This window comes from Aneurinibacillus sp. Ricciae_BoGa-3 (assembly GCF_028421645.1).
Classification (GTDB): Bacteria; Bacillota; Bacilli; order Aneurinibacillales; family Aneurinibacillaceae; genus Aneurinibacillus_B.
Genome location: NZ_CP116887.1, coordinates 2,806,197 through 2,832,319, shown reverse-complemented (window position 1 = coordinate 2,832,319; position 26,123 = coordinate 2,806,197). Strand labels below are relative to the sequence as shown.

Sequence of the window (26,123 nt, the reverse complement as noted above, 5' to 3'; positions counted from 1 at the left end):
GATCGAACCTTTACTACATTCAAGATTGCTAATGAGAATTCCTTCCAAACATTTTTTGTATGAACAGTTAAAGACTATCACAACTATTTTTGTGGCACCTGGTGAGATGTGGTCACGTGGTCCAAACTTCAGCGCGGGTTACTTTGAAAATCCGGAAGCAGCTTCTCGCCAGTGGGACGAAGATGGATGGTTCCATTCGGGTGATATTTTATACCAGGATGGCAAAGTTAAAAATAAAGATTTACGTGAAAGATTTCACCTGGAAGCTATGAAATAAAAAATTAAGAAGGCAAAAGTGACCGCCGTTACTGAACCAGTAACGGCGGTCACTTTTGCCTAATAGATAATTTAAAAAGGATTACCGAATTTATTCTTATAGTGGCTAAGCGCAAGTAAAGGCCATATATATTGATAGCTATGGTAATGAATATAGAAACCGCCTGGTAACCCAGCTCCTGTTGGGTAAGACACTTTCCAATCATGTAACTGACCTGATTCAATAAGATAACGAATCCCGTGTTCGATGGCGGGGGTTGATTTTGTCGATACAGCAATGAGTGCATCGACCATCCAAGCCGACTGGGAGGGGGTACTGGAACCTAAAGCCACATAATGTTTAACGATATCGCTTTTACAAGATTCACCCCAGCCTCCATCTTGATTTTGAATGCTTAAAATCCATTGTACAGCCTTTGGTATCGCAGCATGGTTTGCGGGCACCCCCACAGCGCGCATACCGGTTAAGGCTGCCCATGTTCCATATATATAAGAAATGCCCCACCGCCCGTACCACGATCCATCGGACTCCTGGTTTTTAAGAAGCCATTGAAGCGCTCGTTGAATTTGGCCATCACGAAGCGTGAATCCTGCATGATTGCCAAGAAACTCCAATGTCCTTCCGGTTAAATCAGCCGTAGAAGGGTCCGTACTGACGGAATCGGCCCCCTCAATTGGCAACATTGTAAGCACTTCCTTGTCTGTATTTTTTTCAAATGCCGGCCATCCTCCATCCGCGTTTTGCATAGAAAGAACCCATTGCATGCCGCGTTGCCAGGCCTGATGATAACCCGGATTTTTAGAGGTTATCGCTCTTAGTGCTCTTAAAGATGCGGTTGTATCATCCACATCGGGATTCATCGTATTGATATCTGAAAAACCCCATCCGCTTGGCGGGGCGGATGTATTATGAATGCTCCAATCTCCATACTTCATTTGCTGTCTCGAAAGTAAATATCCAGCAGCCTTTTGAATGACCGGGTTTTCAGGTGAAAGACCAGCTTCCTGCAGGGAATAACTGATTAAAGCTGTATCCCAAACTGTTGAAGTACAATTTTGCACATGGGCCATAAAATGAGAGCTGCACGTTAACCTTTTGAGACCTTTCACCGCTTGAATGATTAACGGATCCCGTACCGAATATCCTCGGGCTAAGAGGGCAAAAATCATGAGAAAAGTGGCACTGAAATAGCTGTATAGCGTGCCATCTGGTTCGATTCGTTCTCTCATAAATTGTTCCGTGCGCTGCAAAGCAAGATTGTGGACCTGATGAGGGAGATAGGAGAGGTTTTGGATCGCATCTGTTATCGATCGAAGAAATGAGTGAAAAGGATGATCTAGGTCCTGCCGGTTAAACACGGTTCTAAAGCTGTTCTGGGTGAAAAGCTCAGATAAATCGGGAGAAAGTTTTGTTTTTACAAAGAATTTCCGATCTGCGGCTAGCAATATTGGTGCCATATGCACTCTGGCATAACCCACAAAATCGAAGAAATTAACAGGGAATGTCCGCGGCAGTAAAATTATTTCAACCGGGACGAAAAAATTTGGCCAAGGATATTGACCTGTTAAGGCGAGCATGGTCTTGGTAAGCAATCCCGCTTGATGGATTCCGCCTTTAGAGAGAATGTAGGCTTTGGCTGCTTGCATATTTTTATCCATTGGCCGCCGAAGTCCAGAATATAGCAGGGCATAGTAAGCCTCTATTGTTGCGGATAAATTGCCATCTTCTTCATCGTGATATAATTTCCAGGCACCATTTACTTCCTGTCTATAGAGGATTCTTTCGCTCAATTTTTGGATCAACTGTTCATCATTTACTTTTAACGTCCTCAGCAGAATGATCATATAAGCATCAGTCATGATGCCGCCTTCAAAACAGTAACGCCATGAACCGTCCTGGGATTGTTCTTGTTTTAGTAGAGTGATCAGACGGTTCATTTCCCATTCTACATCATACAAAAAGATAGCTCCTTTCTCGTTATAATGAGAATCTTTGCAAAAGGACGAAGTGGAAAAGGGTTATTTACGTGAAATGGTTTCAAGTGCGGTGATGGCCATTTCAATTTTTTCAAGTGTATGACAATAGGCGCCCTTTATATCCCCTTTTATATCTTCATTTAGTGGACCCAGATAATGAATCACTCGCCAATCCTCATACCAGTCTCCAGGCTCTGCTGGGGGATGCTGCACGTCGTTCCACGCATAACGTAACACAGGACTGTACAATCGTTTTGAGCCAGGTTTTATATCACAATTTTCAATTCGTTGTACATATGGCATACCAGGATTTGACTGCATGACATCGGTAAACAACTGCGGCCAGAAATCTTTTCGAGAGCCTGTATGTTTATGTTTAGTAGCCCACTGTAGTATCTGTCTTAATGTTTCCTCATTATGAAACAACAGATGGTATAACCGTTTTCCAAGAGAAATGCGTTCGTGCAAAGAGGCAAAATGATGAAGGGTTTGGCCGATTAAAGGGGTAAGTACATTGTGTTCGTTTTCTAATTCACATGGAAAGAGAATCTGATTAAGGCTGAACAAATCCTGAATCTTAAATTCAATTGTGTTAAGAACTGATTTTTGGTAGGAGGGATTTTGAATCACTCTTTTTTCCAGATAACTTTGTTCGTTGATGACTAACCCTATCGCCAGGATATAGCAGTCTCTAAAGTTTAAAAAATAATTCCATAACGTTTGCATGAAAAAGGAGACATTAAAAAAAGGCAATAAATAAAAGAGGTTGACACCCCGCTTTAATGATTCTTCGTAGAGTAAAAGTTGTGGAAAGACATCCTGGAAGATCAACCAATTCCCTCGCTCTAAGAAATGAAAAAAATCTTTCTGTTCCTGCTCCGTGAGAAGTCTGGAATGAAGTTCTCCTCTTAGATCAGTCATGTTCCATCCGCCATTCCTAGAGACCATATGTCCAAGCAAAGCCCAGTGAATTTCAGGGTGTTTACAATAAAAATCATAATAACTCATCGTTCGTGTCATGTTGTTTTCATTGTTCATAACCGTTTGCTTTTGAATAGATTCGATTAAATTTTGATCATCAAGGGTTAATTTTTTTATATCAAACATAGGCATCTTTATTTTTTGTATCTGCACAAGTTCCTTTTTGATGAAAAGAAGAGAAGGACTCAGTTTATCATCTTTCCAACCTTTTATGAGATTTGTTATACCCATTCGGCAGCCTCCAATCGCAGAATGAGTGAACCAAAGAAGGGGTTTCTATATATACCATCCTATTTAACATTTATAAGAATCATGCAGGGATTCAACACAAAAAACTTCCCGGTACAAAAGTGAAGAGGCTTATCGCTTTAGGTGTACCTAAAACGATAAGCCTTCGAGTGGGTATTTCGGGAAGAATATTGCCTATTTCTATCTACTAATACCACCAATCGAAATATATTTGATATCCAAATATTCTTCGATGCCATATTTACTTCCTTCGCGGCCTAATCCGGATTCCTTTATGCCACCGAACGGAGCCTGAGCGGTTGAAGGCAGCCCGTCGTTTGCACCCAGGATTCCATATTCTAGCCGATCAGCAAGACGGAAAAGTCTGCCAACATCCCGTGTGAAGAAATAAGCGGCTAATCCATAGCGTGTATTGTTTGCCTTTTGGATGACTTCTTCTTCCGTGCTAAACGGAAGAATGGCAGCGACAGGTCCAAACGTTTCTTCAAAGGTTACTTTCATGTCCTCATTTACATTGGTTAAAAGGGTAGGCGGGTAATAGTAGCCTTTGTTCTGTCCAGAACGTTCTCCACCAAGGACCAATTTGGCGCCTTTCGCAACGGCATCCTGGACATGATCTTCCACTTTCTGAACAGCAGCAGGTTCAATAAGCGGTCCGACAGAGACGCCTTCCTGAAGTCCGTTTCCTACTTTCATGGCTTGTAAGCGGGAAGCTAACTTCTCAGTAAAGGATTCTAGGACTTCCTCCTGCACATAGAAACGGTTGGCAGCCACACAGGCTTCACCCATGCCTCTCATCTTAGCCAATACCGCATGAGACACGGCTTCATCCAGGTCTGCGTCCTGGAATACAATGAACGGAGCGTGTCCACCTAATTCAAATGAAACGCGTTTCATTGTGTCTGCCGCCTGTTTCATCAACAGCTTGCCCACTGGTGTAGAGCCGGTAAATGAAATTTTGCGCACGCGCACATCATCCATGAGAACGCGGGTTAACGCGGCTGGTTCTGTACCCGCCACGATGGATAACACGCCTTTTGGCAGGCCCACCTCTTCGAAGATCTTTGCGATTTCTAAAGCGGACAGGGGCGTTAACTCAGATGGTTTTACGATCATGGTGCACCCTGCAGCAAAAGCAGGGGCAATTTTGCGCGTAATCATGGCCGCTGGAAAGTTCCATGGTGTAATCGCTGCTGTGACGCCAACAGGGCGCTTAATGACTAAAATTCTTTTGTCTTTCGAGTTAGAAGGAATGGTATCGCCATAGATACGTTTCGCTTCTTCAGCGAACCACTCTAAAAATGAAGCGGCATAGCCAATTTCCCCACGGGATTCAGCAAGGGGCTTACCTTCTTCAATCGTCATAATTTCAGCCAGTTTTTCTATGCGTTCCCGCATTAACTTTGCTGCATCCGCAAGTATTCTAGCCCTCTCTGATGCGACGGTGTCCGCCCATTCAGGTTGTACACGAACAGCAGCTTCTATTGCTTGCTTCATCTCTTCGGGTCCGGCATTCGGGACTTGGACAATGACTTCTTCAGTAGCAGGGTTGATTACGTCGAATTTTTCTTTCTTATCGATCCAATCTCCACCGATAAATAATGGGTAATTCTCTGAAATTGCCATGCTTTTTCCCCTTTATTAGTAATTAGAATACAACGACAAGGCGCGAAGCTTCCCCTCGGGCCAGTCGATCAAATCCCTCATTAATTTTATCTAAAGGTAAGGTATCTGTCAGCAGTTTGTCGACAGGTAAACGGCCCTGTTTATATAATTCAATAAAGCGTGGTATATCCCTTGCCGGTACACAGCTTCCCACATAGGATCCCTTGAGAGTCCGTTCTTCCGCAGTTAAGGTGACTTGCGGGAAAGAAAAATGATGGTCCGGGTGAGGCAAGCCTGTTGTGACCGTTGTGCCGCCGCGCTTTGTAATTCCGTACGCGACATTCATCGCTGGAACGACGCCGGCAGTTTCAAACGCATAATCCACACCACCGCCTGTGGCGCTCCTGATTAAGTTAATTACCTCGGGATCTCTGGAGTTAAACGTATCGGTTGCACCTAATTCACGGGCTTGTGCTAATTTCGCGTCATTCACGTCTACCGCAACAATGCGGCTAGCTCCTGCCGTTACTGCCCCAAGCAGCGCGCTTAATCCTACACCCCCAAGCCCGATTATGGCAACTGTGCTTCCCATTTCGATTTGTGCGGTATTAACGATAGCGCCAACGCCTGTAATAACCGCACATCCGAAAACGGCGACTTTGTCAAAAGGTATCTCGGGATCTACCTTAATCAGGGAGTTTCTTGATACAACGGCATATTCAGCAAAAGCAGAGATGCCTAAATGGTGATTAACCGTTTCATCATGTAAATGAATCCGTCGTTCACCGCTTATCAGCGTTCCAGCTGTATTCGCCTCGGCTCCTGGTTCGCAGAGTGCGGGACGTCCTTCCTGGCATGGGAGGCAGTGACCGCAGCTGGGAACAAAGGCACATACAACGTGATCACCAGGCTTTAAATCTGTAACATCTTCACCAACTTCAATGACGACTCCGGCGGCTTCGTGGCCTAATGCCATGGGCATCGGGCGGGGGCGGCTCCCATTAATGACAGATAAATCGGAATGGCAAAGCCCTGCTGCCTTTATTTGAATGAGTAGTTCGCCACGCCCAGGTGGATCCAATTCCAGGGTTTCAATTTTGATAGGTTGGCTTTCAGCGTAGGGGGCAGGTAATCCTAATTCATGAAGTACGGCTGCTCGGATTTTCATGGTTTCATTCACTCCTTTTTTTATTCGTAGTATCCTTCGGTTGATTTTCTAAAGTTCGCAAACTGGTTCGCATCGTGGCCATACCAAACCTCCGAATTCGTCTCTTTAGCCAGACGGCGGATTCTCTCGACTGTTTTGGCATAGCCAACAGAATCATAGATGATTCCAGGCGGTTTAATAGGAGGGCCAAAGCTTTCCGCCGTATAGATGGCATCTGAGGCGAGGATGATCCCGCCTTTCTCAGGCAATTGAATTTGCAAACCGAGCATTCCCCAGGCATGTCCGCTGCCGAAATTTAGTACACGAATGCCGGAAGCAAGCTCTATGAAATCTTCATCCCGTTTGATGGTCTGCCACTGAAGCTGATTTTTAATCCAGGCATCGATATCGCCCCAAATGTATGCGCCTTCTTTTTGATGGCGGGCATAGGACTGAAGGGTGCCGTTAAATTCATCTTCATGTACAATGATGGTCGCATTCGTGAACATCTCCAAGCAACCCGCATGGTCTAAGTGAAGGTGGGAAGCCACCACAAATTTGATATCTTCCGGGCGAACCTTGAGCTGTTCAAGGCGGCTGTGCAGGTAGCATTCTTCACTTGCTACCCATGGAAAAGCCTTTTGGGTATTTTCCGTCCAGCGACCGTTTGCGCCCATCGATTCGGGGTTACAGGAAGTATCGAACAGGATTTTGCCTTCCGGATGGTCGATGAGTACCGTATAAATTGGGAACTCTACCATTTCGGACGGAGCAGTCGGATTTTCTGTTGTTGCCGGATTGTGCATCGCAATCATCCAATTTTTATCCATACGCATGCGTCCATTATCCATAACATATAGTTTCGGATGTGCTTTTATGATATTTGCCATGATATACCTCCTGAATTGGTTGGATGAATCGTTCATGATTAATTGATGCAAGATCGGTGCCAATGTTAAAACCTAATCATGGCATGGGTTCCACAGCTACCTGCCTAGCGCAATTGGTGAATCAATTCACCAAAATAAAGTGTAAGGGTTTACAAAAAGCAAATGCAGCATCATAATTAAAGGTGGTGAAAAAGTTCAGCATGTTGTGTCACAATTCACCACCTATATTAATAGAGTGGAGGCATCAAATGATCCATACGTTGAATAACGAACAAATGAAAGCTGCTCTCGAATTTTCTACGGATGGTATTTATGTAGTGGATCGGTACGGTGTTACACTTTTCGTGAATAGGGCGTATGAGCAAATTTCAGGTTTTACACGTGAACTCCTTGTAGGACGCCATATGCAAGATTTAATAGAAGAAGGCTATATTAACGAATCTGTGTCTCTTCAGGTGCTGCAGCAAAAGAGGAAAATCTCTCTCTTGCAAAATATTAATCAGACAAAAGAAGTCATCGTCACGGGCAATCCAGTTTTTGATGAGCAAGGAAACATTCAAATGATTGTAACGAGCGTACGGGATGTAACCAAGTTAAATGCGATTCAAAATGAATTAAGTAAAGCGAAGACATTTTCCCAGATGCAAAACTACCGGTTCTCTTTTACAACAAATCAAGAGGAGAATAAATTTTTATTTAAAAGTATGAGCATGAAGGCGATCTACGAGAAAATCCAGCAGGTTGCTTCTTTCCCTACAAGCATTTTGCTTACCGGCCCTTCTGGAGTGGGCAAGGAAGTACTGGCCAATCTTATTCACCATCTGAGCGATCGCAAAGATAAACCTTTTATAAAAGTCAATTGCGGTGCCATTCCTGAAAGTCTGCTGGAATCTGAGTTTTTTGGCTATGACCCGGGAGCTTTTACCGGAGCCAGCCGTGAAGGAAAAATTGGCTTGTTGGAGCTCGCCAACGAGGGAACCATTATGCTGGATGAAATTGGTGAGATGCCCGTGCAGCTCCAAGTAAAACTCCTGCGGGCCATCCAGGAAAAAAGCATTCGGAGAATTGGGGGGTCAGCGTCTATATCGCTGGATATTCGCATTATTAGCGCGACCAATCAAAATATTTCTGCATTGATTGACCAAAAGAAATTCAGAGAAGATCTCTACTACCGAATCTCCGTCATCGAAATTCCTATTCCTTCTTTAGCCCAGAGGCGGGAAGATATCGAGCTTCTTGTTGAACATTACTTTGAGTATTTCTGCCAGAAATTTAAAGTACAAAAAGAAATATCCCACGAGGCGAAAAAATGTCTGCTTGAGTATGACTGGCCAGGCAATGTCCGCGAATTAAAAAATGTAATGGAAAGCATGGTTGCAGCGATTCCACATGAACAGATTGAACTGTATCACTTACCAAATCGAATTCAATATTCGATACACAAACCGATGTCAAATTTAAAACAAAGAATGGAGCAGATTGAAAAGCAGATTGTACGCGAGGCAATCCTCCATCATTCATCGCTCCGACAGACCTCTAAGTATTTAGGTATTGACCATTCTACGTTAATTAAAAAGTTAAAAAGGTGGGAACAGCCATAGCCTTTGCCAGGGCTTCCCACCTTTTGTTTTGTTTATTTTACAGAGACCGCCATGCTCAGAGCATCAAGAGGTACTTTATTTGTTTCTAGTTTGTATATTTTATTTTTATTCTGCCAGTAGATGCCGACAGATACATCTTGGCCTCCCGGGCGATAAATGACCTTAATACGACCTTTGTCTTTAGGTGCCGGCAGTGCGTGAGTTTCTAAATAATCGACCATCTTTCTGGCAATACCCGGGTTGTTCATTTGATCTTGTAGAAGAGAATCGATCTGCAGGATCCAGTTGCCTTCGCGCCAGCTTAAATAAGAATGGCCCGCAGCGCCTTCTGCATTTCCCTTGATGCCGTGGCCCAGATCGACAACTTGAGCACCGCTATTAATATTGAGTGGAGCAAACATCTTATTCATCACGGTATTTGGATCATCGTATGTTGTAGCTGTAAAATAAGCGATAACAGGTAAAGTTCCATTTGCAGTCAGAGAATTGTCATTGATAGGAACAGGCGTCTTCGTTTGATAAAAACTGACTTCATAAGACTGCGCTCCATTTCTATCGATAGAAGCAGTCAAGTGATTGCCTTCACCGATTGGAAATGACGAGGGAAGGATAGCACCTTTCATTTCTAATTTGTTCTTAATTTGACTAACCACCTCAGCCATAGCTGGTGTTTGACCTTTTTCCTTACTGTTTGTTTGGCCGGTGTTAGCTGCCTGATTGTTCTGACTCGAGTTTAAATCGGCAGCTTGATTGCTATTCGCATTCTGAGAAGGTTGCATTTGGCCCGAAGATGCCGCTGGCTGTGAGTTGCCCGTTTCACTTTTGCTTCCTGCTCCGCAGCCACTCAAAGCAAGAGAAATCGCAAGTGTGGTTGGTAGTATAAGAGAATGATAGAATCTGTTTTCCACTTTTCGAACCTCCTTGTGCTAGTAGAATCTCCACTATGTATTCGATTAGAGTCTCTACTAGGATACTTTACTTTATTTTCTTCGCAAAGTCATCTTTACCTGTTCGTGCATAAAAAGGGATCAAATCCCTAGATAATCCATACTGTAACGTAAACGAGCCCACCGGAATCCAGATGGGCTTTTTTATCCTGTGATACTAGCCTTTTATCTCTATACATTCGTACCGAAATTGCAAATACTGATTGGGTATATTATAATAATGGCAGAGTACAATAACAAAGACCGCAGACGGGCATCTGCGGTCACGGACAACAGCTTGTGGTCATTGACCCACGGCGAATACGGATTTTTATAAAACCCACCGAGGCTAGGGACCTATTTGGTGGGTTTTTGCTTGCGATTTCTTCTGCTGAACCATCTTGATAATTTTCTGGTACTAAGAAGAATACTCAAAATACTAGCAATTATTTTTAAGATAGTAAGCATTATCGTAAGCATGGTCATGGACACAATCACCCCCTCCCAAGGGAGTGCTCGTACGTCAACCCACCATGACCGTTGTCCACCATAATTATAGCATTTTTAGCGAAAATAACAAACATATGTTCTGATCCGGTGTTAAAATTGATAGAGACGAAGTATATGTATGTTAATTATCAGGAATCATATACGAGCCATCATCCATGGCAATAACAGGTATATCCTCCGTTCCGCTATTTTTGTTGAGTAGGGTTTGGTAGTTTGTCTTTTGATTTTTTGCTGTATATTTTATTCCATTATAAGAGAAATAAACATCATTCCCAACAATGTGGCAACTACCTTTGTATACCGAGAGTTCTTGATACGGAGCACTGCAACCTGATACAACAAGAACAAGAAAAATTAGTAATCCCATTAGTTTTTTTGTTTGCATTTTGCCGTGTCCTTTCTACCATGTACAAAATCTACTATAGTAAAATTATATCAATAAATAACAAACAACTTTCATTAAAAAAACATGAAAAGCGTAAGATAAGCCCTTAGTTCTAATGCTGGTGAACTACTTTTTGTCCAATTTCTCCATGGTTCTCTCTTTTTGCATAAAAACATCCGGGACATAACGGAATTAATAAAATTTTTATTGTAGTAAATTTATATTATGAATTATCATATAATCAGTATCTTATGAATAGGATTGTTAAATAAAACATTGCAATAATAGTAAATTTGTAATGAGGTAAATTGACTATTCAATACCTCGTAAATAATAAAAGTGAGAGGGGGATAAAAGTGAATATAGTTTCATTTGTTTTAGACATCTTGCTTGCATTGATGTTTTTATTTTTGGGGATCTCAGCTATTGTTGGTGCAAAAAAGGCACGGGAGAATTTCCAGCATTTGAATTTACCAGATTGGTTCCGTCTCTTAACAGGTGTTTATCAAACCATTGGAGCTGTGGGGCTGGTAATCGGTTTTTGGCTTCCATGGTTTAAAGGGTTATCGGGTATTTGGATTGCAATCATGATGTTAGTTGCCATTGTATTGCATTTGAGAGTAAAAGAACCTTTTTTGCAAAGTGTACCAGCAATTGTGGTATTCCTATTATCCGTGCTTGTCATTATTGATAAATGATGAATGTTTCACACAGAAAAGAGGTTAACTCATTTACGGGTTAACCTCTTTCGGTGGTTTGTGTCCGCTATACAGATTGGTCAAGAACCATTAGAATTCTGAATAGCTTCGAACAAAATTTCAACGTATTTTGCTATACTTAAGTTGGGGGAAAAGGGATAAGGGGGGATACGTATGCAAGAGGATTTGCTTCAACAGCTAGTGAAAATGGTCGGCAAAAACAATGAAATCATGCAGGACGTTTTACTTAAAGTTGATAACCTGGATGTCAAGGTTAGCAGGCTGGATGCAAAGGTCAATGATTTAGATGCAAAGGTTGATCATTTGACGGCTGACATTACCGATCTAAAAGGACAAGTTAGCCGTTTAGAAAACCGCTTTGATAAACTAGAGGACCATATGCTTGCCTTAGACGCAAAGGTCCGTGTAGTCACCCGTTATGTTGGTGAATTAAACATTGAAGTCGACGTATTAAAAGAAAGTAAACAATAGGAAGGGCAGCTTAATTGCCAGGTGAAGGTTTCGATGATAAGGTTGATACTGGTTTAGGTACTGCGCTAACAGTAAAGTTAGCGCTATTTTTATATTTTTCGGAATGGATAATTATGGATATAATAAAATATCTGTAGAAATTGTTGGCAGAGCAAATCTTAAATACTGTTCTAGCTTTGAACATCTACCCTTCGTACAAGGAGATAAATCGTATGGATGAATGGGACCGAGTATCCGGCATAGCGGTCAACCGGACGAAATCGAAAGTTCATGCCAATATCGATGCATTCATGGAAGGCAGCAAACAACTTCCATCGCTAGCGGAATATTTGGCAGCCAATGAGGAGTACTTGCAGGACTTGTGGAAGCAGGAGTGGAAACATCATGTAAAAAATGGATTTTCAAACGTGTTTAAACGCTCCTACCTTGAGCAAAAAGGGATCGAAACCGGCGAGATGAATCGTAAGAAACTTAATCAAGAATTTATCCAAGTGATGGATGACATTTCCTCGTTTGATGTGATTGATTGGATCCATAGTGAATTTGATAACCAGGAAGAAAAATGGAAACGCAGGTACGATGCCATACAAAAGCGGTATCAACAAAAATTAGCGTTACAGGAAAAAGCACGCTTGGAACGGGAACATCAAAAGAAGATTCGACATCTGGAGGAGGGTATCTGGTCCGAAGTGTCCGACATGATAGAGGCAGAACGGGATTCACTGTATGTAAGGGTGCGGTCTGAAATCGCCCGAAAATTAGCGGATTCCGCATCGCCACCTGCCTCCTATAAGCCGTTCATCGGCAATGATGTGATGCGGATGATATCGGGTATACTTTTTGAGCGTATTACACCCAAGATGCAACTGGAGTATAAGCAGATATACGCTGAAGATATGACGATAAAGGCCTTGCAGGAAATAGCCGGTGACCAGCTAGCCGAGCTTAAATGGGACTTTGAAGAGGAAATTAGTGAAGAAAAACCGGTGGATCTCCTGCATCTTGCCTCTCTTGGTGCGTCATTAGAAGAACAGCAAGCTCTCTATGAACAGTTGAAAGCAGAAAAAGAACGCGAAAAAAGAGAAGCGCAAGCGGAACTTGAGCGAAAAAGGCAAGAGGAAAAACGCTTGATATCGGAAATATTTGAGCCGGAATACGATTTCTCCATTCGTCGCCACATACAATACCGGCTCCATATTGGTGATACCAACACCGGAAAAACTTACCAAGCATTAGAACGGATGAAACAGGCGGAATCCGGCCTATATCTGGCACCGCTCCGTCTGCTCGCTCTTGAAGTGTTTGAAAGGCTTAATTCAGAAGGGATTGCTTGCAATCTAAAAACTGGTGAAGAGGCAAAAAAAGTTGAGGGGGCATTAAAAAACTCCTGTACAGTTGAGATGTTTCATGAAAAGGATCATTATGAGGTAATTGTGATTGATGAAGCCCAGATGATCGCTGATAAAGACCGTGGATTTTCCTGGTTCAAAGCGATAACAACGGCCAACGCAAACGAAGTACATATCATTGGAAGCCAGAATATTAAGGGGATGCTGCATTATTTGCTGGAAGGGGCGGACATCAACATCCGGGAATACAGGCGGGATATTCCGCTGGAAGTAGAAGATAAGCCGTTTAAAATAAAAGATGTACGCCGGGGCGACGCGCTCATCTGTTTTTCCCGGAATAGAGTGCTGCAGACCGCCGCTAAACTTGAAAAAGACGGGCACAAAGTCAGCGTAATCTATGGGAGCATGCCGCCTGAAACCCGGCAAAAACAAATACAGTGGTTTATTGAAGGGCACAGCAAGGTGATTGTTGCGACGGATGCAATCGGAATGGGATTAAATTTGCCGGTCCGACGTGTTGTCTTTTTAGAAAACGATAAATTCGATGGCAGCCGCAGGCGGACTTTGACCTCCCAGGAAGTGAAACAGATTGCTGGCCGGGCTGGCCGTAAAGGCATATATGACGTGGGATTTGTTGCTTTTTCGCATGACTTGAAAAAAATGAAGCGATTGTTAGCGCAGAAAGATGAGCCTGTTCGCATGTTTACCATTGCTCCGACCAAAGGTGTTTTCGAGCGATTTCTGAGCCACCACCATAACCTGGGAACCTTCTTTGATTTATGGAATAAGTTCGAAAATCCCAGAGGAACACGGAAGGCTGCTCTTTTGCAAGAAAGGGAGCTGTATCACAGTATTAAGGGAACTGAAATTGAACAACGCTTATCTTTAATAGATTTGTATGGGTACCTGCACATGCCTTTTTCAGCCAATGAACCCGTACTTAAACAGCAGTGGCAGACCACGATGATGGCGATAGTCCGGCATGAAGAGCTGCCAGAGCCAAAAACCGAACATGGGTCGCTTGAAGAGCTCGAACTTTCCTATAAAGTAGTAGGTTTGCATCTCCTGTTCCTGTACAAACTCGATAAGCAAACGAAAGCTCACTATTGGGAGCGGGTGCGGGAACAAATCAGTGATGAAATACATGAGCTGCTAAGAAAAGATATGAAACGGTTTAAAAAGACATGTAAATACTGCGGTTGCGAACTTTCCTGGGATTATCCATATTCAATGTGCAATAAGTGCCACAATCAAAGGCAGAGGAGGCGCTACTTTGATGATCTAGATTGGTATTAATCAAATTGAAAACCACATCTCGGGATACAGGGTATAAGGTATACATTTCCATCGCGAGGTGCAAAATGGCAAGTGGACTCGACGAATAAAATTCGACTCATTTTTCATCAACGCGAGGGATAATCGTGAAACATTACCGGTTTATTACAGTGTTCACTATCATTTTACTAATTGGAATCGCGCTATACTTATATCTGCCTTACCGGCATGTTCAAGTAACAAATCCATCCAAATCTTCTCAAAGCGAAGAAGATGATGGGGAAGATTCGCCTATTAAAACAGTTGAAGCCATTAAACAGCTAGCTGGCGGGGTAAACGACGTGAGCGGTACCGTAGTTGATGTCACAGGCCAGCTTATCGCTGTGCAGGAGCCTGGCAACATGACAGTATGGACGGTTTATTCTTCAAATGCCATACCTCGGAACGTGCAACCTGGAAAAACAATCTCGGTCCATGGACAATTTCGCAATGGATTGATTTACGGAAATACCATACAGATTACCGGTGGGAAGGCATGGCCAGAACCTGTAAAACCCGCTGAAACGACAAATGGCATTCAACATATCCTGTTTTTGATTCAAGAGAACCATTCGTTTGATAATTATTTCGGTACCTATCCAGGTGCTGATGGATTTCCGGCGGGTATTGAAGTGCCGATGCGCCCGGGGGACCCACAATCGGTTGCGCCGTTTCATTTTACTTTTCCTATGAGCCATGATAACGATCACTCCTGGGATACCGCTCATTCGGCTTATAATGGCGGGAAAATGAATGGATTCATTTCTGCTGAACGCACATTAGATACGATGGGCTATTATGACGGAACCGATCTGCCAAACTACTGGTCCTATGCCAAGCATTTTACATTGGATGACCACTTTTTTTCATCACTCATGGGGCCATCTCTGCCAAACCATTTATACACGGTAGCAGCGCAGTCAGGCGGGGAAACGAGGAACAGATTGATCCCTCCTCAAGGAGAATACGATTTTCCAACTGTGGCTGAACTCCTTGAGAACGCCAAAATCCCATGGAAATATTATGAGGGCAAATCAAACCCGCATTCTTTTTGGCTTTGGAATCCCTTGCCTGGTTTCAAGTCGTTTAAAGAGAACAGCAATCTTATGTCCCACCTGGTGCCTAACACGGATTACTTTAAAGCTCTTCGAAATGGAACATTGCCTTCTGTTGCCTGGATTGTTCCCAATATACGGGAAAGCGAACATCCTCCATTCAATGTGCAGATCGGGATGTGGTATACGACTGATTTCGTTAACGCATTGATGAAAAGCCCTTATTGGAAAAACACACTGCTGGTCCTGACATGGGATGACTATGGCGGATTTTATGATCACGTCCCCCCTCCTAATGTGGACAAGTACGGTTACGGATTTAGGGTTCCCGCCATAGTCATATCACCGTATGCAAAGGCTGGCTATGTCGATCATACGCAATATGATTTTACGTCAGTGCTTCATACCATTGAGAATCGGTTCCATTTGAAATCGCTTACCACGCGAGATAGCGAGGCCAATGATCTCGGCCAGAGCCTAAATTTTGCACAACGTCCGTTGCCGCCATTTTTGATTACGAAACCGTAGCAAACATTCGATAACGCGCAAAACATGGGTATTCTGTTACTACAGTACTGTTGATTCTATTCTCTTGGGATGGGGAGAGAAAAGTATAGCTGACACTTTTTTGCGTATTCTATTCACCTAAAACCATTATCTTTCTAATGGACATAGGTTTAAAAGTTTTAAGCCGGTTCACTCTGTCTTATCGTAGAGAGATCCGGTTATTTGGCTATTTTTGAATGCTAATTTCAAATAGAAAGAATTCGGTTGGGTTTTCGTTATTTTTTTAAAATTAATCAAAATAGCAATACTAAAATCTAAATGTTCGAAATAGTATTGAATAACCACACAACAAAATGCATAAAACAAAATAAAACCACAATATAAAAGGCAAATAAAAGGGTGAAAATCATGCAACATTTAAATGAATACTCAGAAGAAGAACAAACTTCTTTAATGAACAGACTAGCTGAGCAAGCTTTAAAACTTTATGATCTATCTCCTGCTTCTTATTGTAGACTGCTTAATTATTCGGAGAATGCGACATATTTGGTTGAGGATCCAGTGACAAATGTATGCATGGTTCTGCGTCTTAATCGACCAGGTTATCATACAAAGAAAAATTTAGAAAGTGAACTGGTCTGGATGCAAGACATTGCTGAACAATCTTCATTAATCGTTCCGAAACCAATCAAAGGTAAAAATTATGAATTTGTCCAGACATTAAAAAGCCAAACAGATAGTGAAACACAACATTGTGTGATGTTTAATTTTTTAAGCGGAAAAGCTCCTGATGAGGAAGGTAAAGACAATTTAATCATACAATTTGAACAACTTGGAGAAGTAACGGCTCTATTACACGAACACGTCCAACAGTGGGAGGATTCCATTCACTTAAGCCGTTTCACATGGGATTTTGAGACGATGTTGGGGAAAAACCCCCGGTGGGGGAGATGGCAGGATGGACCAGAAGTTTCTATAGCCAGGGAAGAATTATTTCAAGAAGTTGCAGATATTATCAATTTAAGACTTCAACGGTTTGGTAAGACACGAGACCGTTTCGGCTTAATTCATGCTGATTTGCGATTAGCGAATTTGTTAATCGAAGATAACTTAATCAAGGTGATTGATTTTGATGATTGTGGCTATAGCTGGTTTTTATATGATTTAGCATCTGGATTAAGTTTTATTGAACACGAGGAATTTGTCCCAGAATTAGTGAAATCCTGGCTTATAGGCTATAGAAAGGTACGCAATCTATCTGAGGAAGAAGAAGCTGAGATTCCAACGTTTATTATGCTTCGCCGGCTGATGCTATTAGCTTGGTTAGGCAGCCATTCAGATAGTGACACAGCAAAGAATTTGGGGATGGGGTTTGCAGAGAAAACTGAGGAATTGGCAAGGAAATATACACAATTACACAGCTAGATGATCATAAAAATAGAGTTTTAATATTTATTCCATTTCAATTAAAAAACCAGATTTAGGGGGGAGACGTGACGAATACGTTCAAGGATAAATCAGTGTTAATCACCGGAGCTAGTAAAGGTATTGGAAAGGGTATCGCTCGAATATTCGCGAGTCATGGGGCGCAAGTAGCTGTCGTGGCACGTCATATGGAGTCTGCTGAAGAGTGTGCAGCAGAAATAAGAAATTCTGGATTTAACGCGAAAGCATTTGTTGGCGATGTGTCTAACCGAACCTCAATGGAGAACTTGGCACAAGAAGTAGCTGAAACTTATGGAGGAATCGATGTGTTGTGCGCCAACGCGGGAATTTTTCCAAGCGCTTCACTGGAGGAAATGACCGGAGATGATTGGGACCAAGTGATCAATACGAACGCGCGTGGTACATTATTCGCCTTGCAGGCTTCCCTACCGTACTTAAAGTCAGCTCAATATGGTCGTGTTATTATTACTTCTTCCATAACTGGTCCTGTATCTGGATATGCTGGATGGTCCCACTACGGCGCCAGTAAAGCAGCTCAGTTAGGCTTTATGCGTAGTGCAGCATTGGAACTAGCTCATAATAATATAACGATCAATGCAGTGATGCCCGGTAATATTCTGACTGAGGGATTACAAGGGTTGGGGAGTGATTACTTAGAGAGAATGGCGTCTTCCATTCCACTGAAGAGACTTGGTAGTATAGAGGACATTGCCCATGCGGCCCTATTCCTTGCATCCAAAGAAGCAGGCTACATCACGGGTCAAACACTTATCGTTGATGGCGGCCAAACGATCCCGGAGAATTTAGAGGCTATGGGTTAATTGACAACATGTTGATTTAAGAAAATCAGAGGTGTTTGTAGCTATGTCATTATCATTCGAGGAAAGAAAAAAACAATTTTAGAACGGTTAGTCAAAGAAGAAAAGTTGCATGTCCCGGTATTGGCCGAAGAGTTAAACGTATCACCGGAAACGATTCGCCGTGATTTGGATCGACTTGAAAAAGCGGGAAAATTGAAAAAAGTTTATGGTGGTGCGATTCTAGCAACATCTGATTCAGGGGAACCTCCTTTTGACCAAAAACAGATGATTAATGAAAAAGAGAAACGAGCAATTGGTAGATTAGCGGCTTTACTTGTAGAAGATAACGATATCTTAATGCTCGGAAATGGCACAACGGTGATTGAAATTATCCGTTATTTGAATGACAAGAATAATGTAACGATTATTACCCATTCAGCTCCTGTTATGCAACTAGCGATGGAGATATTTAAAGGGCGTATTATCTTTATCGGTGGAGAAGTTGATGTCAGACAGAAGTCAACAATTGGGCCTTTATCAGAATTAATGTTGCGAAATATGAAAGCTAGCAAAGCGTTTATTTCTGCTGGAGGGGTTTCGACTGTGGACGGAATAACGGATTATGATTTAAACCAAGCGCATATGTCGCGCATTTTAAAAGAACGTGCTGAACAGGTTATTGTTTTGGCGGATCATACCAAATTTGGAAAAACAACTTTCGCCCATATTTGTCATTTGGAGGATATTTCAATATTAATAAGTGACTGGCACTGTTCTGATGAATGGGAAAAAATGCTAGCTCATACAGAAATCCAATTATTATGTGCAGAAGAGGAAAAAGTATGATTCATACTTCCCCTACTCAGTCAGAGTTTAAGTAAAAATCCTTTAAAGTGGAGAGACGATAATGGATAAATTCATGACGAATAGCAAGGATACCGTTATTGAACAATCAATCAAATGGTGGAATCCTGGAAAAACAAGTCAATGGCAAAAAGACGGTATTGACCTCGTGATAGGAAAACGAGAAGGTTATTATTTTTATGATATGAGCGGAAAAAAATTAATGGATGTACATTTAAATGGAGGAACATATAATCTAGGCCACCGAAATCCTGAAATTATTTCTACGTTAAAAAGGGCTTTAGATGAATTTGATATTGGAAATCATCATTTTCCATCGATAACCCGTGCACAGCTCGCGGAAGCACTCTCAATATGCACACCTAGTAGTTTGACTTATTCCATCTTCTCAAGTGGAGGAAGTGAAGCAATCGATGTTGCCTTAAAATGTGCCAGGTATGCAACGAAACGAAAAAAAATAGTTTCAATTTTATATGGTTATCATGGACATACAGGTTTAGCTGTATCGTTGGGTAATGAGCGTTATTCTCGCCCGTTTCTATGTGAAGGCGACCCAAGTGAATTTATTCATGTACCATTTAATGATTTAGCGGCGATGGACAATGCGCTTTCTGCTGAAGATGTTGCGTGCGTCGTTATTGAAACGATTCCAGCAACATATGGATTTCCTCTTCCAGAAAAAGAATACCTCTCCTCGGTAAAAAAATTATGTGAAAAGTATGGTTCCTTATATATTGCTGATGAAGTGCAAACTGGTTTGATGCGTACAGGGAAACTATGGGGGATTGAACACTTTGGAGTGGAACCCGATATTTTAGTTACCTCAAAAGGATTTGGTGGGGGAATTTACCCAATTGCTGCTACGATTATAAGTAAAAAGGCCGGTCAATGGATGAATGACGATGGTTTTGCTCATATATCTACATTTGGGGGTTCGGAACTCGGCTGCATTGTTGCGATGAAAGTTTTAGAGGTAACCCAACGTAAGGAAGTAAGACAAAATGTTGAATTTGTCGCTCGCTATTTGCGTACAGGACTTGAGATCATTAAGAAGAATAACCCAGAATTTTTTACTGGTATACGTCAAATGGGTGTTGTTATGGGATTGGAATTTAGTCACCCAGAAGGTGCGAAATATGTGATGCGCTCTCTTTATAAAAATGGTGTATGGGCAATTTATTCGATGCTTGATCCTAAAGTACTTCAATTTAAACCAGGTCTGCTTTGTGATCAAAAATATTGTGATGAATTACTTTCACGATGTGAAATCAGTATTAAAGAAGCAGCACAAAGGGCATTGAAAATAACCATATAGGAGGTATTAAAATGGATCCGGCCTTAGTAGAAAAGATCACTAGATTAGTACTCTCAAAGTTAGAGGAGTACGTCGAATACGCTCCCCTGACGGAGGAAGAGATGAAAACTTGGAGAGATATAACTTCTTCTATGGAGGTAACAAAGATGTCAGCGCTTCCTTTAGAAGCGTACGCTGAATACCTTCCCCTTACTCAGGAAGATATAAAAATTTGGAAGGATATAACTTCATCTATAGAGGCAACAAAGCATACAAAGCACTCGTCTCCAGAAGGAGAGCGGGCAGACGGGCAGGTTAAATTTTATCAATACTATCAATAAAATATGTTGAACTGCTATGAACCATATCGCTATTAATGTTTTAAAGAAAGGGGTGATTCCATTTATGGACCTTGATTATGACCTTAAGTCCATACAAGAGATGAGAGAAGCAGTAAGACGATCAAAAGAAGCTCAATCCAAGTTTTTGGAGTTCTCACAGGAACAAGTCGATCGTATTGTTAAATATGTCGCAGATTCAGCCTATAGAGAATCTGAATCTTTAGCCCGATTGGCAGTTGAAGAGACTAGAATGGGAATTACGGAACATAAAAAGATCAAAAACGAATTATGCTCCAGGGATGTCTACCAGTCTATCAAGGATGAAAAAACAGTTGGAATTATTAGGGAAGATCATGAGAAGAAGGTAATGGAGATAGCCTATCCTTTTGGGGTAATTGCAGGTATTATTCCGACCACAAACCCCACTTCAACCGCAATTTTTAAAACACTGATTTCATTGAAATCAAGAAATGCCATCGTATTTAGTCCCCATCCTTCAGCGGTCAAGTGTACCGTGGAGGCATTGAAAATTTGCAGCAAAGCGGCTGCAGAGGCAGGAGCTCCAGAAGGATTGATTGGTTGGATTACCAAACCAACAATGGAAACAACCGTCGAATTAATGAAACATAAAGACGTTCATTTAATTTTGGCAACAGGGGGTGGGGGATTAGTACGAGCGGCTTACAGTTCCGGGAAACCAGCATACGGTGTAGGGCCTGGAAATGTACCGGTATATGTTGAGAAAACAACCGATGTGAAGCAGGCAGTGAAAATGATTGTGGACAGTAAAACGTTTGATAACGGTACAATTTGTGCTTCGGAACAAGCTATTGTGGTCGACCAGAATATCAAGACAATGGCGATTAGAGAGCTAAAAAATAACGGGGCATACTTTCTAAATGAAATTGAAAAAACAAGGTTGGAAAGTGTTATTTCCCCAATAAAAGGAAGGTTAAACCCGGCTATCGTTGGACGTTCGGCGAAGACAATCGCAGAAATGGCTGGCATTAATATTCCAGATGGGACACGATTATTAATAGCTGAAGAACACCGTATTGGTAAGGATGTTCCACTATCAATTGAAAAGCTCGCCCCTATTTTGGGATTGTATACAGCAAATAGTCTAGAGGAAGCAAAAAAAACCTGTATGGAATTACTGAATCTTGGGGGAAGAGGGCATAGTTTGTCGCTTCACACAAAGGATGAAAGAGTTGTCCTAACGTTTGGGATTGAAATGCCAGTTTCTCGTATATTGGTGAATACGCTTTCTTCCATAGGCGCGGCAGGAGCAACAACGGGCTTAACGCCATCCATGACTTTAGGATGCGGATCATACGGCGGGAATATAACCTCTGACAATATTACAGCTCGCCACTTGATAAATATAAAGCGAGTAGCTTATGGGGTTAGAAATGTTTCTATACCTAATTCATCGCAGCATGGCGATGATAGAGCAGTAAAGTATTCGAACTTCGATCGTGTTGAAACCATCATTGAACAAGTACTCAGAGGAGTAGAAATGAAATCTGGTACGATTCATCCTGACCTGGTATCTAACTTGGTCAAAAACGTAATTGAACAATACCAAAACAATAAGTAGGGGGAATATTAAATGGCTAGAGAAATAAACGGTGCACTTGGAATGATCGAAACTAAAGGATTAGTGGCTTCATTGGAAGCTGCTGATGCTATGGTAAAGGCGGCAAACGTTAACATAGTAGGAAAAGTTCATGTAGGTGGAGGGATTGTCACCGTGCTAGTAACGGGGGATGTTGGAGCTGTAAAAGCAGCTACTGAAGCAGGAAGTGCAGCCGCACAACGTGTGGGTGAAATTATCTCAGTTCATGTAATTCCACGTCCTCATCAAGAATTAGAGAGCATTTTACCGAAGTTAGAGGGGCAATAAGTGCGAATTAACAGAGTGATTGGAAAAATTTGGGTAACATGTGAAGGGAAGAGGTAAGGACCGGCGGTGAATAAAGCATTAGGGATGATTGAAACGTGGGGGTTAGCCATCTCCATTGAAGTAGCTGATGCTATGTTAAAATCAGCAAATGTTAGTCTTCTAATCCAGGAGAAAAAAGACATAGCACTCGTAACAATTATAGTGGAAGGTGGTGTTAGTGCTGTACAACTCGCAGTTGATGCTGGAACAAGAGTAGCGCAGCATGCCGGGGCACTTATATCCTTTTGTGTTATACCTAACCCGTATATAAGTACAAGAAAATTTTTAATAAGAAAAGAATGAACTATGGGGAGCGTCTTTTGGAACTTTGTAGTTAATCGGCATAAAATTAAGTGCCGGCGCTGAAAGGAGATTAGAGCGTGTCATTTAAACGAAAAAAAATTGCAGTGATTGGAGCTGGTTATACAGGCACAACGGCAGCCTTGATGATTGCGCAAAAAGAACTTGGGGATATTGTACTCGTTGATATCCCTTCTATGAGGGATCCTACAAAGGGGAAAGCATTAGATCTTCTAGAAGCTTGTAAGGTACAAGGATTTGATTCGAATATTATTGGAACCTGCAATTATGAATCTATACAAGGTGCGGATTTAATTATTATTACAGCTGGGATCGCTAGAAAGCCCGGAATGAGTAGGGACGATTTAGTAACAACAAACGTGAAAATATTGATAGAAGTATCGGAAACGATAGTCCGCTATGCTCCTAACAGCTATGTATTAGTATTGAGCAACCCGGTAGATGTGATGACTTATGTTTGTTATAAAACTACAGGCTTTTCAAAAAACCGTGTAATAGGGCAATCAGGTGTACTCGATACAGCTCGATTTAATACATTTGTAGCTCAAGAGTTAAATGTTTCGGTTGAAGATGTATCTGGATTTGTTTTAGGTGGACACGGGGATACAATGGTTCCCTTAATTCGCTTTTCGCATATAGGAGGTATTCCTTTAGAAAGAATTCTTTCAAAAGAAAAAATAGAAGCTATTGTCGAACGTACACGAAGAGGAGGAGGTGAAATCCTGAATCTTCTAGGCCAAGGCAGTGCTTATTATGCTCCTGCCGCTTCAATGGTTCAAATGGCAGAAGCTATTATGAATGACAAAAAAAGAATTCTTCCTGCCATCGCGTATTTAGATGGGGAATATCGCTACGAAAATATATGCCTAGGGGTACCTGCTATTCTTGGTGGAAACGGTATTGAAGCAATCATTGAATTGCCTTTAACGTCAGAAGAAAAACAAGCCTTAGACACGTCAGCGCAATCGGTAGAGAATATTTTAAGTCTCCTTCCTTATAGAACTACTCATAGATTCTAGATATAGAAACGTCTTACTAACCTCTTATATGTCTTTTCAACCTATAGTTTTTCACACTCCATCCTCCATAGGCTTTGATGACATGTAAAGTTCATCTTAATTAAGCCGCTCATTAGTTTCGTATACTCCTACACTTGTTGATATTACTATAAACTTCTCAACCAAAAATCAAAGTGGAAATTTAGGATAAAGTGAAAACGTAAGGAGCAAAAAGAAATGAACCAACAAGCGATTGAATCGATAGTTGAAAAGGTGGTCAATCAACTTATGAAAAACCATTCTTCTCAAAAGTCTATTCCGATAGCTGTTTCTGCAAGGCATTGTCATTTAAGTAAAACTGATTTGGAAGCGCTTTATGGAAAAGGATATGAATTAACGAAGAAAGCTGATTTATATCAACCAGGCCAATTCGCCGCAAATGAAACGGTGACTATCATAGGAACAAGGGGAAGTATCCAAAACGTACGGATTCTTGGGCCGATGAGAAATGTAACTCAAGTAGAGGTTAGCAAAACAGATTCAATCAAATTAGGATTAAATGTTCCAATTCGAGAATCTGGCGACATTAAAGGCACTTCTCCGATTACACTACTAGGTCCAAAAGGGGCTATTTATTTAAAAGAAGGATTAATCATTGCTCAAGCACATATTCATATGAGTCCCCATGATGCTGACTATTATAATGTGCAAAATGGCGAGTATGTTCGCATTTCTACGGACAATGAGAGACCCATTACTTTTGAAAAGATTCTTATTCGCGTTTCTCCTAAATATAGGTTGGAAATGCACATCGATACGGATGAAGCAAACGCCTGTGCCATTACAACTGGTCCAAAAGGAAATTTAATAAAATATGATGGTTCCTATGATTGATCGTGAAATCGTAGAGGAGATCGTTATACAAGTCCTTAAAAAAATGGGTAGACCATTTGACAAATGTGAAGTAGAAAGCAAACCTGATTTATTGGTTATTAATGCTTTAGAAGGTTTTAAAAATGATGAATTAGAAAAATGCTGGAATTTTATAAGGCTACCGGCGGCATCTGAAAACTTTCCGTCGAATGTTCGAGATATAATATTTTTAGACGCTACTCAAGATTTACTTGTAAAAGGGGCATTAGGAATTACTGATACTCCTGACAGCAAAACGTTAGCTAATGTCATGATGAAAGGATTAAACATAAGTTTAATTCCTTGTTCAGAATTCGAATGGATAATAAATTCCGATGTAAAAAAGGTACCGAATAAGGAATATTTCATTCATCTTTTAAAATACAAGGAAATGTTAGAGCGATTTGGTGTACGTATTCATTCATTAGCGAATCTTTCCTCATCTATTTCCAGGTTTGGGGATCAAATAATAGGTTCGTATGTGGGTGAGCAAGTCACATTCCAGGGGAAATTGTTAACACAAAGGGATGTACAAAGTATTAAAGAAAAGAAAATTATCATCCGTAAATCAACGATCGTTACTCCGTTGGCTCTTGATGCACTACGGGAATTGGGAAAAACCATCAGTGTAATTGACTCAAAAGGGGCGAATTTGTGATGCACTTAGGCACAGTTATTGGCAATGTCTGGGCAACAAAAAAAGAAGAGGAATTGCGAGGGTTGAAATTCTTAATCATTCAACCAAAACTCCCAAACGGATCAGATGTTGACTCGGCTTATATTGCAGTTGACCGTATTGGCGCAGGTGTTGGAGATAAAGTGATGGTTACGAAGGGAAGCTCAGCTGCCAGTATTGTATCCGATATTCGTTTACCAATTGACGCCTTAATTATTGGAATCATTGATTCGATCGATGTGGAAAGGGTTGATTAATTTGCCTATGGCGTTAGGGATGATTGAAACAAGGGGACTAGTCGGCTCCATCGAAGCAGCAGACGCGATGATTAAAGCCGCGAATGTTCGACTAGTTAAGCAAGAGAAAGTAGATGGAGCCATAGTAACAATGTTAGTGGAGGGCGACGTTAGTGCTGTGTACGCAGCAATTGAAGTCGGAAAAAATGCAGCAGCAAGAGTCGGAGAGCTTATTGCCTCTCATATCATCCCACATCCTGATAAAGAAATACAGGATATTTTGTAGAAGGAATAATAAATAGAAAATCAAACAAAAAATGAAAGCGCT

Annotated in this window: 25 protein-coding genes and 1 pseudogene; 19 read left to right on the top strand and 7 right to left on the bottom strand. The window is 41.5% G+C overall.

The genetic code is table 11. The features are described from left to right. Positions 1-106 precede the first annotated feature (106 nt). Entirely contained in the window at positions 107-277 is a 171-nt protein-coding gene (locus tag PP175_RS14320) for an AMP-binding protein (protein WP_272439013.1), read from the top strand. Between the two features lie 71 nt (positions 278-348). Here the strand turns inward: PP175_RS14320 and shc are convergent, their stop codons facing one another. The 5 genes from shc to ahlS form a co-directional block, all read right to left on the bottom strand. Next, on the bottom strand, positions 349-2,214 hold the full coding sequence (gene shc, locus PP175_RS14315; RefSeq protein ID WP_272443272.1) for a squalene--hopene cyclase: 1,866 nt from the start codon (positions 2,212-2,214) through the stop codon (positions 349-351). Positions 2,215-2,295: 81 nt separating this feature from the next. Next, a complete protein-coding gene (locus tag PP175_RS14310; protein WP_272439012.1) occupies positions 2,296-3,465 on the bottom strand; it encodes a DUF2515 family protein in 1,170 nt (389 codons plus the stop codon). 198 nt (positions 3,466-3,663) lie between these two features. After that, the gene (locus PP175_RS14305) at positions 3,664-5,109 is read right to left on the bottom strand and encodes an NAD-dependent succinate-semialdehyde dehydrogenase (protein ID WP_272439011.1); all 1,446 of its coding nucleotides are present in this window, start codon (positions 5,107-5,109) and stop codon (positions 3,664-3,666) included. Between the two features lie 22 nt (positions 5,110-5,131). Beyond that, positions 5,132-6,256 carry a zinc-dependent alcohol dehydrogenase family protein gene (locus PP175_RS14300; protein WP_272439010.1) on the bottom strand — a complete coding sequence of 375 codons (1,125 nt, stop codon included), beginning with the start codon at positions 6,254-6,256 and terminating at the stop codon, positions 5,132-5,134. Positions 6,257-6,276: 20 nt separating this feature from the next. Continuing rightward, entirely contained in the window at positions 6,277-7,125 is an 849-nt protein-coding gene (gene ahlS, locus PP175_RS14295) for an AhlS family quorum-quenching N-acyl homoserine lactonase (protein WP_272439009.1), read from the bottom strand. A 248-nt stretch (positions 7,126-7,373) separates the two neighbouring features. Between ahlS and PP175_RS14290 the strand changes: the two genes are divergently transcribed. After that, on the top strand, positions 7,374-8,726 hold the full coding sequence (locus tag PP175_RS14290; RefSeq protein ID WP_272439008.1) for a sigma-54 interaction domain-containing protein: 1,353 nt from the start codon (positions 7,374-7,376) through the stop codon (positions 8,724-8,726). Between the two features lie 32 nt (positions 8,727-8,758). On the opposite strand, the gene PP175_RS14285 is transcribed toward PP175_RS14290, so the two are convergent. Further along, the gene (locus PP175_RS14285) at positions 8,759-9,634 is read right to left on the bottom strand and encodes a hypothetical protein (RefSeq protein ID WP_272439007.1); all 876 of its coding nucleotides are present in this window, start codon (positions 9,632-9,634) and stop codon (positions 8,759-8,761) included. 649 nt (positions 9,635-10,283) lie between these two features. Beyond that, complete coding sequence (locus tag PP175_RS14280) at positions 10,284-10,547, bottom strand: hypothetical protein (RefSeq protein WP_272439006.1); 264 nt, start codon at positions 10,545-10,547, stop codon at positions 10,284-10,286. Positions 10,548-10,903: 356 nt separating this feature from the next. On the opposite strand from PP175_RS14280, the gene PP175_RS14275 reads away from it, so the two are divergent. The 17 genes and pseudogenes from PP175_RS14275 to PP175_RS14195 all read left to right on the top strand — a co-directional run. Further along, positions 10,904-11,245: a DoxX family protein gene (locus tag PP175_RS14275; RefSeq protein ID WP_272439005.1), complete on the top strand. Its 342-nt coding sequence runs from the start codon at positions 10,904-10,906 to the stop codon at positions 11,243-11,245. A 174-nt stretch (positions 11,246-11,419) separates the two neighbouring features. Then, complete coding sequence (locus tag PP175_RS14270) at positions 11,420-11,737, top strand: hypothetical protein (protein ID WP_272439004.1); 318 nt, start codon at positions 11,420-11,422, stop codon at positions 11,735-11,737. Positions 11,738-11,949: 212 nt separating this feature from the next. Then, complete coding sequence (locus PP175_RS14265) at positions 11,950-14,382, top strand: DEAD/DEAH box helicase (protein WP_272439003.1); 2,433 nt, start codon at positions 11,950-11,952, stop codon at positions 14,380-14,382. A gap of 125 nt (positions 14,383-14,507) precedes the next feature. Beyond that, positions 14,508-15,983: a phospholipase C gene (locus PP175_RS14260; protein ID WP_272439002.1), complete on the top strand. Its 1,476-nt coding sequence runs from the start codon at positions 14,508-14,510 to the stop codon at positions 15,981-15,983. Positions 15,984-16,370: 387 nt separating this feature from the next. After that, the gene (locus PP175_RS14255; RefSeq protein WP_272439001.1) at positions 16,371-17,387 is read left to right on the top strand and encodes a phosphotransferase enzyme family protein; all 1,017 of its coding nucleotides are present in this window, start codon (positions 16,371-16,373) and stop codon (positions 17,385-17,387) included. A 68-nt stretch (positions 17,388-17,455) separates the two neighbouring features. After that, complete coding sequence (gene fabG / locus PP175_RS14250; RefSeq protein WP_272439000.1) at positions 17,456-18,229, top strand: 3-oxoacyl-ACP reductase FabG; 774 nt, start codon at positions 17,456-17,458, stop codon at positions 18,227-18,229. A 120-nt stretch (positions 18,230-18,349) separates the two neighbouring features. After that, positions 18,350-19,054 carry a DeoR/GlpR family DNA-binding transcription regulator gene (locus PP175_RS14245; RefSeq protein ID WP_272438999.1) on the top strand — a complete coding sequence of 235 codons (705 nt, stop codon included), beginning with the start codon at positions 18,350-18,352 and terminating at the stop codon, positions 19,052-19,054. Between the two features lie 61 nt (positions 19,055-19,115). After that, positions 19,116-20,387 (top strand): class-III pyridoxal-phosphate-dependent aminotransferase, encoded by a 1,272-nt coding sequence (locus PP175_RS14240; RefSeq protein ID WP_272438998.1) that lies wholly within the window; start codon positions 19,116-19,118, stop codon positions 20,385-20,387. Positions 20,388-20,398: 11 nt separating this feature from the next. Next, complete coding sequence (locus tag PP175_RS14235) at positions 20,399-20,707, top strand: hypothetical protein (protein WP_272438997.1); 309 nt, start codon at positions 20,399-20,401, stop codon at positions 20,705-20,707. A 64-nt stretch (positions 20,708-20,771) separates the two neighbouring features. Next, entirely contained in the window at positions 20,772-22,307 is a 1,536-nt protein-coding gene (locus tag PP175_RS14230) for an acetaldehyde dehydrogenase (acetylating) (protein ID WP_272443271.1), read from the top strand. Between the two features lie 12 nt (positions 22,308-22,319). Then, positions 22,320-22,613: a BMC domain-containing protein gene (locus PP175_RS14225; protein ID WP_272438996.1), complete on the top strand. Its 294-nt coding sequence runs from the start codon at positions 22,320-22,322 to the stop codon at positions 22,611-22,613. A gap of 66 nt (positions 22,614-22,679) precedes the next feature. Next, complete coding sequence (locus PP175_RS14220; RefSeq protein WP_334314159.1) at positions 22,680-22,955, top strand: BMC domain-containing protein; 276 nt, start codon at positions 22,680-22,682, stop codon at positions 22,953-22,955. A 77-nt stretch (positions 22,956-23,032) separates the two neighbouring features. Beyond that, positions 23,033-23,992 (top strand): malate dehydrogenase, encoded by a 960-nt coding sequence (gene mdh, locus PP175_RS14215; protein WP_272438995.1) that lies wholly within the window; start codon positions 23,033-23,035, stop codon positions 23,990-23,992. Between the two features lie 216 nt (positions 23,993-24,208). Next, complete coding sequence (pduL, locus tag PP175_RS14210) at positions 24,209-24,865, top strand: phosphate propanoyltransferase (RefSeq protein ID WP_272438994.1); 657 nt, start codon at positions 24,209-24,211, stop codon at positions 24,863-24,865. Then, positions 24,858-25,541, top strand: a complete 684-nt coding sequence (locus PP175_RS14205) for a hypothetical protein (protein WP_272438993.1) — start codon at positions 24,858-24,860, stop codon at positions 25,539-25,541. Before pduL ends, PP175_RS14205 begins: the two co-directional genes overlap by 8 nt. Next, a complete protein-coding gene (locus PP175_RS14200) occupies positions 25,541-25,816 on the top strand; it encodes a EutN/CcmL family microcompartment protein (protein ID WP_272438992.1) in 276 nt (91 codons plus the stop codon). Before PP175_RS14205 ends, PP175_RS14200 begins: the two co-directional genes overlap by 1 nt. Position 25,817: 1 nt before the next feature. Then, positions 25,818-26,078, top strand: a pseudogene (locus tag PP175_RS14195) (BMC domain-containing protein); the annotation flags it as partial. Positions 26,079-26,123 lie beyond the last annotated feature (45 nt).